The sequence below is a fragment of the Vibrio sp. E150_011 genome (assembly GCF_053544015.1).
Map to the genome: position 1 here is coordinate 49,991 of NZ_JBHFOL010000003.1, position 16,491 is coordinate 66,481.

Annotated in this window: 11 protein-coding genes; 8 read left to right on the forward strand and 3 right to left on the reverse strand. The window is 45.0% G+C overall.

Annotation, left to right across the window (positions count from 1 at the left end; translation table 11 throughout):
- Positions 1-78 precede the first annotated feature (78 nt).
- On the forward strand, positions 79-459 hold the full coding sequence (acpS, locus tag ACE1OE_RS06480) for a holo-ACP synthase (protein WP_102468272.1): 381 nt from the start codon (positions 79-81) through the stop codon (positions 457-459).
- Positions 460-660: 201 nt separating this feature from the next.
- On the opposite strand, the gene barA is transcribed toward acpS, so the two are convergent.
- Positions 661-3,477 carry a two-component sensor histidine kinase BarA gene (gene barA / locus ACE1OE_RS06485; RefSeq protein WP_372059174.1) on the reverse strand — a complete coding sequence of 939 codons (2,817 nt, stop codon included), beginning with the start codon at positions 3,475-3,477 and terminating at the stop codon, positions 661-663.
- Positions 3,478-3,680: 203 nt separating this feature from the next.
- On the opposite strand from barA, the gene rlmD reads away from it, so the two are divergent.
- The 6 genes from rlmD to ACE1OE_RS06515 all read left to right on the forward strand — a co-directional run bounded on the left by rlmD (position 3,681) and on the right by ACE1OE_RS06515 (position 12,819).
- On the forward strand, positions 3,681-5,006 hold the full coding sequence (rlmD, locus tag ACE1OE_RS06490; RefSeq protein ID WP_449210515.1) for a 23S rRNA (uracil(1939)-C(5))-methyltransferase RlmD: 1,326 nt from the start codon (positions 3,681-3,683) through the stop codon (positions 5,004-5,006).
- 74 nt (positions 5,007-5,080) lie between these two features.
- On the forward strand, positions 5,081-7,303 hold the full coding sequence (gene relA / locus ACE1OE_RS06495) for a GTP diphosphokinase (RefSeq protein WP_449210516.1): 2,223 nt from the start codon (positions 5,081-5,083) through the stop codon (positions 7,301-7,303).
- 146 nt (positions 7,304-7,449) lie between these two features.
- The gene (gene mazG, locus ACE1OE_RS06500; RefSeq protein WP_449210517.1) at positions 7,450-8,256 is read left to right on the forward strand and encodes a nucleoside triphosphate pyrophosphohydrolase; all 807 of its coding nucleotides are present in this window, start codon (positions 7,450-7,452) and stop codon (positions 8,254-8,256) included.
- Between the two features lie 161 nt (positions 8,257-8,417).
- Positions 8,418-10,058: a CTP synthase gene (locus ACE1OE_RS06505; RefSeq protein ID WP_102468277.1), complete on the forward strand. Its 1,641-nt coding sequence runs from the start codon at positions 8,418-8,420 to the stop codon at positions 10,056-10,058.
- Between the two features lie 83 nt (positions 10,059-10,141).
- Positions 10,142-11,443 (forward strand): phosphopyruvate hydratase, encoded by a 1,302-nt coding sequence (eno, locus tag ACE1OE_RS06510; protein WP_102468278.1) that lies wholly within the window; start codon positions 10,142-10,144, stop codon positions 11,441-11,443.
- Between the two features lie 200 nt (positions 11,444-11,643).
- Positions 11,644-12,819 carry an Ldh family oxidoreductase gene (locus ACE1OE_RS06515; protein ID WP_372059178.1) on the forward strand — a complete coding sequence of 392 codons (1,176 nt, stop codon included), beginning with the start codon at positions 11,644-11,646 and terminating at the stop codon, positions 12,817-12,819.
- Positions 12,820-12,992: 173 nt separating this feature from the next.
- On the opposite strand, the gene ACE1OE_RS06520 is transcribed toward ACE1OE_RS06515, so the two are convergent.
- Positions 12,993-14,021, reverse strand: a complete 1,029-nt coding sequence (locus tag ACE1OE_RS06520; RefSeq protein ID WP_102468280.1) for an AraC family transcriptional regulator — start codon at positions 14,019-14,021, stop codon at positions 12,993-12,995.
- A 127-nt stretch (positions 14,022-14,148) separates the two neighbouring features.
- Between ACE1OE_RS06520 and ACE1OE_RS06525 the strand changes: the two genes are divergently transcribed.
- Entirely contained in the window at positions 14,149-15,288 is a 1,140-nt protein-coding gene (locus ACE1OE_RS06525) for an arginase family protein (RefSeq protein ID WP_372059179.1), read from the forward strand.
- Between the two features lie 496 nt (positions 15,289-15,784).
- On the opposite strand, the gene ACE1OE_RS06530 is transcribed toward ACE1OE_RS06525, so the two are convergent.
- Positions 15,785-16,468: a GntR family transcriptional regulator gene (locus tag ACE1OE_RS06530; RefSeq protein WP_372059181.1), complete on the reverse strand. Its 684-nt coding sequence runs from the start codon at positions 16,466-16,468 to the stop codon at positions 15,785-15,787.
- Between the last annotated feature and the right edge of the window lie 23 nt (positions 16,469-16,491).

A 16,491-nucleotide genomic window follows, 5' to 3' on the forward strand; every position in this document is an offset into this window, starting at 1 on the left:
TATCTAGCGGTCTAGTATGACTGCGGTTAGCGGATACAACGGTGACTGGGAATAGTACGAAAAGGGTCGAGATTAATCATGGCAATTTTGGGTCTTGGGACAGATATCGCAGAGATTGAACGAATAGAAAAAGCGCTCAATCGCTCAGGTGATGCCTTTGCAAAGCGCATTCTGACGACAAGTGAATGGGAGACTTTTCATTCGCTTAAACAGAAGGGACGCTTTCTTGCCAAACGTTTTGCGGCCAAAGAAGCTGCATCAAAAGCACTTGGAACGGGTATTGCCCATGGCGTCAGCTTTCAAGATTTTACGATCGCCAATGATGAACACGGTAAACCGACGCTGACCTTGACAAAAAAAGCGGCAGAGATTGCGGCCTCGTTAGGGGCCACTTCGGTTCACCTTACTATTTCAGATGAACGGCACTATGCCGTAGCCACTGTGATTATTGAGCGCTAACCCTTTAGGTTGTTATGAAGCTTTATTGACTTTAGTGGACCTTGCAATATTGCTTATAGAATGACAAAACGATAGCGAGCAAGGCACAACGATATCGCGAAAAAAAGACCGAGGCGTATTGAATATACACCTCGGTCTTTTTTTATTTTTGCCTTCTTCAACAAGAAAGGCAGCGATCACCTTTGTTCAGCAACATTGCGATTAAGTACGATTAAGATACAACTCAGAGGCCTTAATGACTTTTTCCGTCTCATCTTGTAATTCAAACAGCTCAGGCTCAACCGACGCTAAGCTCTCGCCAGAGCGCAACGCTTTTTCAATTGTCGCACAGATTGATTTCAGTCTAGGGACACCGCTATAAGAACAACTGCCATGCAGTTTATGGATTAAATGAATGGTTTCTTCTCTGTCTGAGAATCCTTCATCAAGAATGTTTTCAGCGAGGACTTGGACTTCAGGGATGAAATCAATCAGCATCTGAAGCATATCAACGGCTAAGTCTTCTTTGTTAGCGGCTTGCTTTAGCGCCTCTGGCCAATCGATAACCGCTTTGGAGGATAAGGCTGCTTGCATTGAAGGCGAGCGTTTTGCGGAGAGATCAGCCAAAGAATTATCGGTTGGTTCTGGGCTGACAAAGTCGAGAGTGGCGTCATGCTCTATCGTATGGGGAGGAATCCATTTATTGAGTATTTGCTGTAGCGCCATCTCGTCTATCGGTTTAGTGAGATAATCATCCATACCTTCAGATATGAGCCTATCTCGTTCTCCTGACATGGCATGAGCGGTGACAGCAACGACCGGAGTGCCACTGTTTAGACTGGTCTCTTTTATCAGCTTACACGCTGTTACCCCATCCATATGAGGCATTTGTATATCCATTAAGACGATATCAAAGTGTTGAGATTGAGCTTTCTCTACCGATAGCTGACCGTTAGAACAGGCGACGACGGTCTCTACGCGCTCAGACAATAAAGCGGTGATCAGCTTTAAGTTGGCAGGGTTGTCATCGACAGCCATGACATTAAGTGCCCGTTTTTCTGTTGATTCGTAAGGGGCCATTAATACCTGATTGGCGGGTTGCTTATCGACGAGCGCTTGCATCAGACGTTTACGGGCAAGTGGCTTAGTTAAACATTGAACCTCATGGGTTTGCATCAGATAGTCAGAGAGCGCAAGCTGCGTGCTCGCAGTACCGATGATGATGTTAGATGTCGAGGTTTGACAATGTGAAATCCAGCTTTCAATCGTCGTCAGCGGGATCTCTTCATTGGTCGGTAAACATAAAATAATGTAGTCAAAGGCTTCCAAACGCTCAGGTAATGTAGAGCGGTAGGTGACCATCACGCCATGGTTAGTTAAGGTTTGTTGCAATACTGACGCGGCTTGCATATTGGGTTCCACCAACAACAGTTGTTTATTGTGGAGGACCATTGGATCGACCGGGTCGAGCATTGGTATTTCAGTGGAATGCAATCGGATCGTAAACCAGAACGTTGAACCTTGATGGAGGCGGCTGGTAAGGCTGATCTCGCCCCCCATTTGACCCACAAGCTTCTGGGTAATGACGAGCCCCAATCCCGTACCGCCATAGCGTCTAGAGATGCTCGCATCTGCCTGACTAAAGGCTTGGAACAATTGGGCTTGTTGTCTTTCTGAGATGCCGATACCGGTATCCCTAACCATGAATTGCAATTCAACACGGTCTTCTTTTTGAGATTTTAGCTCTACGCTGATGTCGATATTTCCGCGCTCCGTGAACTTAATTGAGTTACCAACTAAGTTCGTGAGGATTTGCTGGATGCGCATCGGGTCACCCACGAGGCCATTGGGCACTTTAGCATCGACTTTAAGCGTCAGCTCTAAGCCTTTCTCGTGTGCGCTGGTGGCTTGGAGTGCGACGACTTCTTCTAAGCTATCTTGGAATTCAAACGGAATGTTTTCTAGGGCTAACTTACCCGCTTCAAGTTTAGAGAAATCCAGTATGTCGTTAATGATGTTTAATAGGTTATTAGCCGATTTCTCAATGGTTTGTAGGTAATCCGTCTGGCTGTTTGATAATTGAGTTTTGAGCATTTGCCTAGTGAAACCGATGACGCCATTGAGTGGAGTTCTTAACTCATGGGACATATTGGCTAGGAACTCAGACTTCACTCGTGCCGCTTCTTGGGCGCGTTTTTTCGCGATGTCGAGTTCAACGTTTTGAATTTCCAATTGCTCTAACGTTTCACGTAAATCAGAGGTGGCTTGGTCAATGCTGTGTTGCATTTCTACATGGTATTCCGATAACGAAACCGCCATCGCATTGATACCATTTTTTAGTGAGTCGAGTTCGCCATGCATCTTGCCTTCAATCCGGACATCGAGGTGTCCACGGCGAATACGGTCGACCATGTTCTTCATGTGTGAGATGGGTCGAGTGACGTCGTGCATCAATCGATAAGCAAAAATCCCCGATAATACCAGCCCAAGCAGCAAGACTAAGATGGCAGAAAATACCTCTTGATATTGCTGCAGTCGTAGCGAAGACAGATCGAGTTCTATGGCGATATAACCCAAGGTCTGACTGGTTGATGTCAGTTCTCTAGAATCTGAGAGTAACTGGCTTTCCGAGAGAATCGGCGCGCGTAAAATGAGTGTATTCTCATGAAATTCAGAGGAGCTTAAATAGGGGATTGGCTTGTCTTTGGGGAACATCAATGAATTAAAATTAGGGTGAAAGTTGGATGTCACAAACAGTTCGTGCTTCGCATCAAAGACGGCAATACTGCGCACAAATTTAGAGTTTTTCCTATGGGCATAACTGATGAGTCGACGAACAGACTCTCGGTTTTGCCCGATAACACCCTGTTCACTGGCAATGGCTAAAGGCTCAATAATACTCGCCCCAGCATTGAGTACTTGAGACTCAAGATCGTGGTAGCGGTTATATGAGAAAAAAGCACTCAAAAGCAGCCCAATAATGAGCGTTGGTGCTAGGGTTAGCGTAATAACGCGAGCGCGAAGGCCGTATCTTGTCATTTTAATTCGAAGTCATAATTTGCCGGGAGTGATTACATCTACTGAGTGGATATGGGACAATAGCCAGTAATGCATCCCTTAGGATGTCGTAAGCTTAATCAAAGCGGCGCTGTTCGACAATCATTCAACCTAAGAATAGTGAAACTCTAACAATTTTTTGTAGTGCAGGGCATTTCTGCACGGGTAAACACTGGAAAATAGCCATGGCACGTATTTTTAAACCGACAAAGCAAACCTCCTTCTCGAAAAAGCACCAAGAAATGGTGGTTGCACGTTTAGATCATCATGGCGCAGGTATCGCTTACCAAAATAAGAAACCTGTATTTATCGATGGGGCGCTTCCTGATGAAACGGTTTTGGTTCAATTGACTGAAACCAAAAGTAAGTTCTCGAAAGCAAAGCTGATTAAAGTTATCACGCCAAGTGAGAAGCGTATTGAGCCATTGTGTCGCCACTATCATGAATGTGGTGGGTGCTCTCAGCAGCACCTTGAGCTGGCTGAACAGCGCCATCACAAAGAGCAAGCGCTGTCGCAACTGATGTCTAAATTGGCAGGCCAACAAGTATCATTGTCCGATTCGCTTGTTGGTGCGGGGGGGGAGTATCGTCGACGAGCACGCTTAAGCCTTTATGTCGATAAGGCAACGCGCAAACTGCAAATGGGTTTTCGTCGTAAACAAAGTAAGTTGCTGGTGGATATTGAAAACTGCCCCGTGCTGGACGATAAGCTCAATGCACTGCTTCCTGAATTTAGACAGCTGTTAACAACATTTCAGCACCCACATACACTTGGGCACCTCGAGTTAGTGAGCGCAGATAACACCGCGGTTGTAGTCTTACGACACATGAAACCGTTGGCTGAGCAAGACCAAAGTCGCTTGGTCACGTTAGCGCAAGAACATGCGTTAACCTTGTATCTGATGCCAGAAAGTGGGGTGTTGCAGCATATTTGTGGCGATGTGGCTCAGTATTGTGAAACAGGGGTAACCTTGCCGTTTTTGCCGGTGCACTTTATTCAAGTGAACCAAGAAGTGAATGCCAAAATGGTGCATCAAGCTTTGGACTGGTTAGCGCCTAGCGCACACGAGCGTGTGTTGGACTTATTTTGTGGTCTTGGCAACTTTACACTGCCATTGGCCCAAAAAGCGAAGCATGTGGTTGGGGTCGAAGGTATCCAAGATATGGTGGATTGGGCGACCAATAACGCGCAATTAAATGCCTTAAATAACGTCGATTTTTATCAAGCGAATCTAGAAGAAAGTCTTTCTGGCACAGAATGGGCGGCTCAAAAATTCGACGCAATTTTATTAGACCCAGCACGAGCTGGGGCGGCTGGCGTGATAGATCAAGTTTCTGAACTTGGAGCGACGCGAGTTCTTTATGTTTCTTGCAATCCTGCTACCCTTGCCAGAGATAGTCAGAGCCTTATTGCACAAGGTTATACGCTGACCAAGCTTGGTATGATGGACATGTTTCCACAAACCAGCCATTTAGAGTCAATGGCGTTGTTTGAGAAAGAACAAAGATAGAATGCTCTCTTAACAGAGATCATGGGCTAACCGGGATAGGTTAGTGGATTAATAATACTAGGAAGAACAAAGTAATGGTTGCGGTAAGAAGCGCGCATTTGAACCCTGATGAACAGTTTACGTTAGACAGTTGGATTGCTTCATTGAAGCAAGACAAGCGTGTCTCCACGCGACTGAAAGAGGTTTATACCCAGTGCGAAACACTCGTAGAGGGCAATGAACAAGGGTCCTTGTTGTTGTGGCGTGGTAGAGAGATGATTGAAATTCTCATTACTCTCTCTATGGATAAAGCCACACTCGTTACAGCTTTGCTGTACCCAATAGTCTCCAATAACCTATTTGATCGAGAGCTGCTAGAAGAAACCTACGGTAAAGAAATCATTAAAATGATTGATGGCGTAGAGGAAATGGCGGCGATTGGTCAATTAAATGTCACGTTGGAAGGATCTGAGGCATCCGGGCAGGTAGATAACGTCCGGCGAATGCTGTTAGCGATGGTCGATGATTTTCGATGTGTTGTGATCAAGCTCGCTGAGCGGATCTGTAACCTGCGTGAAGTTAAAGATGAATCTGATGAGGTCAGGATCGCTGCCGCAAAAGAGTGTGCCAATATATACGCGCCCTTGGCTAACCGACTCGGTATCGGTCAGCTTAAATGGGAGATCGAAGATTATGCGTTTCGATATCAGCACTCCGTTACTTACAAAAAAATTGCCAAACAACTCGCAGAACGTCGCATTGTTCGTGAGCAATACATCAAAGACTTTGTCGATGACTTAACCGATGAGATGCAGCGTTCTCAGATACGTGCAGAGGTGAGTGGTCGACCGAAGCACATCTACAGCATTTGGCGAAAAATGCAAAAGAAGAGCTTGGACTTTGATGAGCTTTTTGATGTACGGGCCGTTCGAATTATCGCAGAACGTTTGCAAGATTGTTATGCGGCACTTGGTGTGGTTCACACCAAGTACAAGCACCTTCCTAGTGAGTTTGATGACTACGTTGCCAATCCTAAGCCTAACGGTTACCAATCCATCCATACCGTTGTACTTGGGCCCGAAGGCAAAACCATTGAGATTCAGATTCGAACCAAGGAGATGCACGAGGATTCCGAGCTAGGCGTTGCGGCACACTGGAAATACAAAGAAGGCAGCACAACGGCTCGAAGTGGGTACGATGAAAAAATCACCTGGCTGCGTAAGCTTCTTGACTGGCAGGAAGAGATGTCAGATTCAGGAGAAATGCTTGACGAGGTTCGAAGCCAAGTCTTTGATGATCGTGTTTATGCGTTTACCCCACGTGGTGATGTGGTTGATTTACCAATGGGCGCGACACCACTTGATTTTGCTTATCATATCCACTCGATGGTTGGGCATAGGTGTATCGGCGCGAAAGTCGCAGGCAGAATCGTGCCGTTTACCCATAAGTTGTCAATGGGTGATCAGGTTGAAATCATTACACAGAAAGAACCGAATCCGTCACGAGATTGGCTCAATCCATCACTCGGTTTTGTGCACTCAGGTCGCGCGCGCGCCAAAATTAATGCTTGGTTCCGCAAAGAGAGTCGCGAGAAAAACCTAGAGGCGGGTCGCGATATCTTAGAAGTCGAACTGGCGAAAGTGGGGGCAACATTAAAAGACGCAGAGCAGTACGCATTGCGACGTTTTAATGTCAACACGCCTGATGAGCTTTATGCGGGCGTAGGCAGTGGTGATTTGCGGATTAATCAGGTGATTAATCATATTAATGCCCAGGTTAATAAGCCCACCGCTGAAGAAGAAGACCAAAAAGCGCTCGCCAAGCTGAAAGAATCAGAGAACAAAGCCAACCAGCAGAGTCGTCCTCATAAGGATGCAGTGGTGGTGGAGGGGGTTGATAACCTCATGACGCATTTGGCTCGATGCTGCCAGCCTATACCGGGCGACATCATTAAAGGCTATATTACGCAAGGCCGAGGTATCTCAGTACATCGAGGCGACTGTGAACAGCTCGAAGAACTGCGCCATCACGCACCAGAACGTATTATTGATACCGTTTGGGGCAGTGGATTCGTAGGGTCATACATTGTAACGATTCGCGTGGAAGCACTAGAGCGCAGTGGGTTACTAAAAGATGTGTCGACACTGCTAACCAATGAGAAAGTAAAAGTGATCAGTATGAAAAGTCGTAATGATTACAAGCTTCAACTGAGCATCATGGATTTTGACCTTGAGCTGAATAATATTGAAATACTCTCTCGTGTCACCATGCGAATTGAACAAATCAAAGACGTCATGAAAGTGAAGCGCTTAGGGTAGTGTGGATAAAAGCCAACAAGGTCAATACCATACTGCTGGCCTTGCTACGATAATTTCTGAAGGGTTGGGGTTCCAACCCTTTTTTTAAGCTTAACATTGAGTAAGCATTGAACGATTTACACCACGCACTGTTTAGGAGTCGAAAAGTGACACAACCAATTGATCAACTACTGGCTATCATGGCTTTGCTTCGTGACGATGAAAAAGGTTGTCCGTGGGATAAAAAACAGACGTTTGAAACTATCGTACCCCATACGATCGAAGAAACCTTTGAGGTTGTCGATGCGATTCACAATCAAGATTGGTCGAATTTTAAAGAAGAATTGGGTGATTTACTTTTTCAGGTAATCTTTTACAGCCAGATGGCGAAAGAGCAAAACTTGTTCGATTTCAATGAGGTGGTTGAGGGATTGAATGAGAAGCTGACTCGTCGCCACCCACACGTATTTAGTGACGTCGAATTTGCTGATGAAGCGGCTATTAATGCCAATTGGGACGCGGAAAAACAGAAGGAAAAAGCAGAAGTAGGCAAAATTGAGCAAAGTATTCTAGACTCAATACCACAGTCACTTCCTGCCCTATCTAAAGCGAATAAAATACAGAAAAAAGTGGCGAAATACGGCTTTGATTGGGGAGCGCTTGCGCCAGTCGTTGATAAGGTGCAAGAAGAAATTGAAGAAGTGGTTCATGAGGCTATCCAACTTGAGGTAGACAAAGACAAGCTTGAGGAAGAAGTCGGTGATTTATTGTTTTCGGTCGTCAATCTTTCTCGACATCTCAAGTCAGACCCCGAGGTGGCACTAAGAAAAGCGAATAATAAATTTACAAGACGTTTTAAAGGGGTTGAAAGCCGGGTTTCTGAGCATGGTAAATTGCTTACAGACTATACGCTGCAAGAGCTTGATAACTTTTGGAATGATGTAAAAAAACAAGAAAAAAACGCCGAACTGTGAAGGCTTTCTCATTCGAGTAAGTTTCTACAATTGATTTGAAGCAAAAAATAAAAATTTTGAATGTGATAAGTTTCACGTTGTGGCGATAAAGGGCTTCTGGTATATTTTCATCCCGTCCAGAAGTAATCCATTTCCCTCATTCAACCAATTTCAGGTTAAACATGACGACAAATTACATTTTTGTTACTGGCGGGGTTGTATCCTCTCTCGGTAAAGGTATTGCAGCAGCATCTCTTGCGGCTATTTTAGAAGCTCGTGGTCTTAAAGTGACCATGATGAAGCTTGACCCTTACATCAATGTTGATCCAGGGACAATGAGCCCTACTCAGCATGGCGAAGTGTTTGTCACGGAAGATGGCGCTGAAACAGACCTTGACCTTGGTCACTATGAGCGTTTTATTCGCACCAAAATGACCAAGCGTAACAACTTTACAGCAGGTCGTGTTTACTCTGATGTTCTTGCTAAAGAGCGTCGTGGTGATTACCTTGGAGCAACGATTCAGGTTATTCCGCATATCACTAACGCGATCAAAGACCGTGTAATTGCTGGTTCTGAAGGCCATGAAATAGCCTTGGTTGAAGTAGGCGGCACCGTTGGTGATATCGAATCCTTGCCATTTATGGAAGCGATTCGTCAGCTAGCGGCAGAAGTTGGTCGTGAGCGTGCGATGTTCATGCACCTGACCTTGGTGCCGTACCTTGCCGCAGCCGGTGAAGTTAAGACTAAGCCAACTCAACACTCGGTGAAAGAGCTGCTGTCTATCGGTATTCAACCTGATATCCTTGTTTGTCGTAGCGATCGTATGATCCCTGCAAACGAGCGTAAAAAGATTGCTCTATTCTGTAACGTGCCAGAAAAGGCCGTTATCTCAATGAAAGATGTGGATTCGATTTACAAGATTCCACAGCTCATCAAGGCCCAGGGCCTAGATGATTTAGTTTGTGCTCGTTTTGGTATTGAAGCACCAGAAGCGAACCTGACTGAATGGGAACAGGTGATCTACGAAGAAGCTAACCCAACGGCAGAAGTCGTGATTGGTATGGTTGGTAAGTACATTGAATTACCAGACGCTTATAAATCAGTGAACGAGGCATTAAAACATGCTGGCCTGAAAAATCGTCTGAGCGTTAAAATTAAGTACGTTGATTCTCAAGATGTCGAGTCAAAAGGCGAAGAAGTCTTGGCTGGCCTTGATGCCATTCTCGTACCTGGTGGCTTCGGCGATCGTGGTGTGGAAGGCAAGATTCGTGCAGCACAATTTGCACGTGAGAACAAAGTACCATACTTGGGTATCTGTTTGGGTATGCAAGTCGCACTGATTGAATACGCGCGTAATGTCGCGGGTATGGAAGGTGCACATTCAACAGAATTTAACAAAGATACGCAGTATCCTGTGGTAGGTTTAATCACGGAATGGGTCGATGGCGAAGGTAAAGTTGAAGAACGTACTGAAACCTCTGACCTAGGCGGCACGATGCGTCTTGGTTCTCAGCTTTGTCACCTTGCTAAAGGAACGAAAGCGTATGAACTGTATGGTAATGAGAAAATCCATGAGCGTCATCGTCACCGTTATGAAGTGAACAACACACTTCGTCCACAGATTGAAAAAGCGGGACTTAAAGTCTCTGGTCTGTCAGCAGACAAGAAACTGGTTGAAGTGATTGAGAACCCAGCTCACCCATGGTTTGTAGCTGCGCAGTTCCACCCAGAATTCACATCAACACCACGCGATGGTCACCCACTGTTTAGCGGCTTTGTAAAAGCTGCAGGTGAGTACCAACGCGGAACGGAAGACAAATAGTAAAAGGATACGGGTGGCTGCGAAGGTTATGCGGCTGCCTTTAATTTGATAGTAAAATTTTTATTTATTGAGAGGAAACATCAATGTCTAAGATCGTTAAAGTTCTAGCTCGTGAAATCATCGACTCACGTGGTAACCCAACTGTAGAAGCTGAAGTTCACCTAGAAGGCGGTTTCGTTGGTATGGCAGCAGCTCCGTCTGGTGCTTCTACTGGTTCTCGCGAAGCTCTTGAGCTACGTGACGGTGACAAATCACGTTTCCTAGGTAAAGGTGTTCTTAAAGCAATTGCAGCTGTTAACGGCCCAATCGCTGAAGCACTAGTTGGCCAAGATGCAAAAGCACAAGCTGACGTTGACCAAGTAATGATCGACCTAGATGGTACTGAAAACAAATCTAAGTTCGGTGCTAACGCTATCCTTGCAGTATCTCTAGCAAACGCTAAAGCTGCAGCAGCTGCTAAAGGCATGCCTTTGTTCGAGCACATCGCTGAGCTAAACGGTACTGCTGGTCAGTTCTCTATGCCTCTACCAATGATGAACATCATCAACGGTGGCGAGCACGCTGATAACAACGTTGATATCCAAGAGTTCATGATCCAACCTGTTGGCGCAAAAACTCTTAAAGAAGCACTACGTATCGGTGCTGAAGTATTCCACAACCTAGCTAAAGTACTTAAAGCTAAAGGCCTAAGCACTGCAGTTGGTGATGAAGGTGGTTTCGCTCCTAACCTTGAGTCTAACGCTGCTGCTCTAGCTGCTATCCAAGAAGCTGTTGAAGCTGCTGGTTACGTACTAGGTAAAGACGTTACTCTTGCTATGGACTGTGCGGCTTCTGAGTTCTTCGACAAAGAAACTGGCAAGTACAACATGAAAGGCGAAGGCAAAATCTTCACTTCTGAAGAGTTTAACTTCTACCTACAAGACCTTGCTAACCAATACCCAATCGTATCTATCGAAGACGGTCTTGACGAATCAGATTGGGCTGGTTTCAAGCACCAAACTGAACTTCTAGGTGACAAGCTTCAACTAGTTGGTGACGATCTATTCGTTACAAACACTAAGATTCTAGCTCGTGGTATCGAAGAAGGCATCACTAACTCTATCCTAATCAAGTTCAACCAAATCGGTTCACTTACAGAGACTCTAGCTGCAATCAAGATGGCTAAAGACGCTGGCTTCACAGCAGTTATCTCTCACCGTTCTGGCGAAACTGAAGATGCAACTATCGCTGATCTAGCGGTAGGTACAGCTGCAGGTCAAATCAAAACTGGTTCTATGAGCCGTTCTGACCGTGTTGCTAAGTACAACCAACTTCTTCGCATCGAAGAAGCTCTAGGTGAGCGTGCACCTTTCAACGGTCTAAAAGAAGTTAAAGGTCAAGCTTAATTGTTTGATTGCTAACAAGCTTTAATAGAGCCGCTCCTTTAGGGAGCGGCTTTTTTTTGTCTATAATTTATCTATAAGGTGATTTAAACGGGTAACAATACGAGTAACAGCATCCAGTATGTTACTTCTTAGGGACGAAAAATCCGCTAAAGTAGCGGCAGTCTTAATAGAACATATCCCTACTGATAGAGGACTTTACCATGGCTAATGTACCAAGCCCGACTACCACTTTTGACAACGAGTACTTCTCGTTCATCGTTTCTGAATCATGGAAACATATTGGTTCAACTCAGGAGCACGCTGATATTCTGGCGCACAACCTGCTTGTTGGTGGCCTACAAGGTAAGCTGCACCAAGGTCTCGGTGTTATTGAAGCGGTAACCATTCCATATGAAGCGGGTATTTTAGATCCGTCAACAACGCCAGTTATCGAGTCTGAAGGCGATACGTGGGCGGTTTATGATGGTAAGAAGTCCTCTGGTCACTATGCGTGTACACTAATGGCACAAACCGCTATTGAGAAAGCACGTAAGCACGGTATCTCTATTGTATTTGGTTATGATCACTGTGACGGCGGCAACTTCTCAAACTACACACAGATGGCGATGAAAGAAGGCATGTTCGCTATGTCTTCAAACAACTCGGTTCCTCTAAACGCGCCGTTTGGTGGTATGGATCCAACCATGTCTTGCCCTCCGTTCGATGCGGCTTGTGTCGGTGGTGATGAGCTGCCTCTAGTGACGTCTATCATGATCGGTGAAGGTTACGACTCTCACATCTGTGATGCTATCGTCAACGACCGTGATCTACACGTTGCAGCGCTTGTTGACCAAGATACAGGTGAACTGACTGCTGATGCTCGTAAATGGGGCTCTCTAATTGAAGGTTACGGCCGTGTTGCTGACTGTAAAGCACCTTGGACGTTCCTAACGCCTCGTCTTTACTCTATCAATATCTGGAACGAAGTCATGACCGCGATCATCAACCCGAAAGGCACGATCGCACCTGAGCTTCCTGCAATCCCAAGTGATTTCTTCACAATGGAAAATGCACCGTGTCCAGTAGGCGGTTCTTACATCCTAGTGATTGACCCAAGCCACTTTGGTCCTATCGAAGAAGTGAAGCGTAAGAGTGATGCGTTTGTGAAAGCACAAAAAGCAAACCGCCCACGTAAAGGCTTCAACGAAGTTTACATCCCAGATGAGTGGGGTCTAAAAGCAATGGCTGAGTCTACTGATACTCACCAAGTTATGGATTCACACTGGGTTGGTTTTAAGTCATTCCTAGAGCGTTCAGGTACAGATATTGCAACATTGAACGCGAAATGGGCAGAAAAAGTTGGCGCTGAACGCGCGGCTGAAACTATCCGTAATTAATTGGATTTGGTTCGCTACTGTCACTAATTGAAAATCATACGCACGTGATTTTAACCCAGTCCTCGGACTGGGTTTTTTTATGCCTGCTCCAATTAAATACTACTTAACGTAAAGCTAATACTATTTAACCCAAAGCTGATACTTATCTCCTAACACTAAACTTAAACCGTACGCTAGCGAGGCGACTCAATACGGTATTGATGCGGACTTACACCGTAATAACGTTGAAATGCTCTAAAGAAGGGGGGGGCAGAATGATAGCTGAGGAGGTCGGCAATCTCAGTGGTATTCAAACGAGTATTGAGCAGATAGTCTCTTGCAACCTGCATTCGAGTGTCGAGAACGAGGTGCTTATAAGTCGTGCCTTCTTCTAGAAGTTTGCGTCTGAGCGTTCGGCTGGTGGTGTTCATTTCGCTCGCCATGGATTCCATCGTAGGTAAGCCATACTTCAACTGAGTCAGTAACTTAACCCTAATCTGGTAGCTAATAGGGTGTACAGTTGAGTCATCAATGAGGGTTTGGCTTTGTAGCGTTGCGACGTGTGCAATTAACGCCGGATTCATCGAAATGGCCGAGCTTATCCACTCGACGGGAAAACGAAGCTGGTTTTTTGGTGCATTAAAATTCAGATTGTCAGTGAAAATGTTGCGGTATAACGATGCGTAATGAGGGGCGGGGTAGGCAAAATCAACCTGGATGTGTTTACGATTAAAGTCTTGTTCTAAAAAACGCTCGATGCCGAGGTAGTAATGGCAGATCGCGTCTTCAATCGTGTAATGCTGAGTGGATTTTCCATAAGAGCGGTCCTCAGCCGTTATGTAGGCGTACTCGCTGTCATAGCCAATATGTATGTCGACATAGTCTTTTGTAATATAAGAGAATTGTAAACCTGTATCGAGTAGCTGCTTCAGGTTTTGACAGCTGACCATCGCATAGCCCCATGCCCCCATATCTTGCAGTTTCAAACGCTTTGCAATACGCAACCCCAAGCCATCAATGTGCAGCTGGTCTACCGTGAGTGCCATTAGCGTATGAATCTGGGTAGCCTGTATGGTTTGATATTGTCCTTGTGTAATGCGGATAATCCCCGCTTTACGTAAAAAACCAGCAAGGTCAACCGGCGCTGCCGATTCCTGACGGACAATGCTCTCCCAGTAACCCAAGATCGCGTTAAAGAAATGCTGTTGATTTAATGAGGTCATGCGACTTGTCCGAAAATGTAAGCTTCATGTCCTGAAGTGTAATAAGCATTTATGAGAGTAGCAATTATAATTTTCGCATAGCTTGAGGTGAGGTTATTCACCTAATTAATCAATAGAGGGCTCGTCCATGTTTAAGCCGAAACGTGTAGAAATTTCTCAAGAAAACCTAGACCTTTACAAAGATATCTATTGGAATAAATCTGACGCTGATTTTTACATCAACGACGATATTGCTCCTATGCAGCAGCGCATGGCCGCGCAGGGTGTTGAGGCGTTCAGCTTGCTCGGTAAAGAGCACGTCGGTGCGTTTGGTGCTCCGTATGTGAACAACTTCGAAAATGCAGACATAGTGATGTACGGCTTAACAATGGATAAATGCTCACCGAATGCTGGTGGTCATAAATTTGGTCCAGGTGCGATTCGTGATGCGTCTAAAACGGGCATGGGTCTTATCCACCAAGATGGCACAATGCCGTTTGAGCTGTGTAATATCATTGATCACGGTAACTGGGATGGCTTAGGTCATTTTAACCTTGATGAAGAGATGCGTAGTGCGCAAAAAGTGGTTGATGACATGGTGATTAACCATGGCTGTACGCCATTTTTCTTCGGTGGTGATCATACGGTTGCTTACCCTGGTCCTGCCGCACTAGCAAAAGTTCATGGCCCAATCTCGCTTCTTCATATCGATGGTCACTTTGATCTGTTGACTCGTGCGGATTTTGATTATGAATCGTATTCAGGCAACTGGTATTGCCGTTTAGCGTCTGAAGGTGCTATTGATCCACAAACAAGCGTCAGCATGGGAATGCGTGGCCGCTGGTGTGCTTCCCAACAAGGTAAAGCAAAAGCGATCGGTGGTAACTTCTTCTTAGCGGATGAGATTTATGACCTAGGCATTGATTATATTGTAGAGCAAATCTTAGAAAAACAAGGTGATGGTCGTCCAGTCTACCTAACGTTCGATTTAGATGGTCTTGATCTTCTTGATCACAGTGCAAACTCAAGCCCTGATCCATTTGGTGTGTCAGCGCGCATGTACTACGATATCTTCCGTAAGTTACGAGCTACAAAGCGTATTAACCTTGTCGGTGCTGATATCGCTGAATTTGCGCCGCAGAAAAACAGTGATGAAAAAGATGCATTGTTGACGGCTGCATTTGGTTGGGAAATGTTAGTTTGGCTTGCCGAATGTCGTTATATTCGTGAAGGTAAGAAAAATCCAACAGAGTGGCCGATGAACTTTGGCCGTAATATCGAGTTTTAATCACGGCGCTATATGGGCGAGCCCCTATTAAAATGTGTCAGTGATGAATAGGTAAGCCAGTTGCATTTGCGACTGGCTTTCTTGTATCTGAGAATCAGTAAACAAACGAGAACTATAAACGGCACCATTTATTTTAATGGTGGAAAATTCGTGCTACTGCATTAGACTTTAGTCTAATGCAGGTTAAAACTTGACCTGTAACAGAATGTAAGTAAACTATCGTTTCTTTGAGATTTGTCACACTTTAAAATTTGTAGTTGCCCGCTGATATTGATAGGAAGTTAATCGTTTCACAAGGATTTTTTTAGATTAATCATATGCTTGGGCTCGGAGATAGAATATGAGTACCCACTTTCTTGTTAGGTTAACGATAGGCACGCTGGTGATCCTAGGAATTCAACTCAGCGCATTATACTTTTTGCCTATGGTTTTACTGCTAAATACGCACCATAAAGAATTCTTTGGGTGGTAAAAAATCGGGGCGAGCCCCGATTTTTTATGCCATCTCTATGGCATCAACTTGAGGCTCTATCTCTTTAATCATCGCGGTGATGAAGTCGGATAATTGAAGCTTTGCGGCGTCTAGGTCTTTGTCGAGTGTCAGCTTCATTATTTTTTCATGCTCATCCAATCGAAAAGTTTCATCAAACCCTCTCGGTGAATAATTTAAGGATATTTGACGATATCGTTTTATCTGACGAATTATATCGTGTAAAAATTCCTGCATATTTTTTGAAAAACAACCACTAAACAGTGCAAGATAAAAGGCTTCTTGGCGTGCTTCCCATTCTTGCCAATCAAAGCTTTCTGCTTGAAATTTAAAGCGAGACAGCTTGTGAAACTCGGTGAGAATACTGAGTTCCCAATTTTCACTCCCTTCCTTAATCGACTTTTCCAGTAACACTGAGGCGACAACATTTAGGCTTTCGTGTAGGTCATAAAGTTCAGCCTTGGAGATAGGGGCAACCCAACAGCCTTTTTGAGGTTCTAACTTAACGTATTTAATCCACGAAAGTTGTATTAATGCTTCTCTGATAGGAGACGCACCGACGTTATATTTTTGTTTGAGTTCTGATACCACCAACTTTTGGTTTGGCTTCAATTCTCCCGAGAGAATATCCTGACAAATGTCTTTTGCGACTTTGTCCGTCAACGTTGGGCTCGACACAACACACCTCATTACCTAGTGAAAGACTCGTTTAA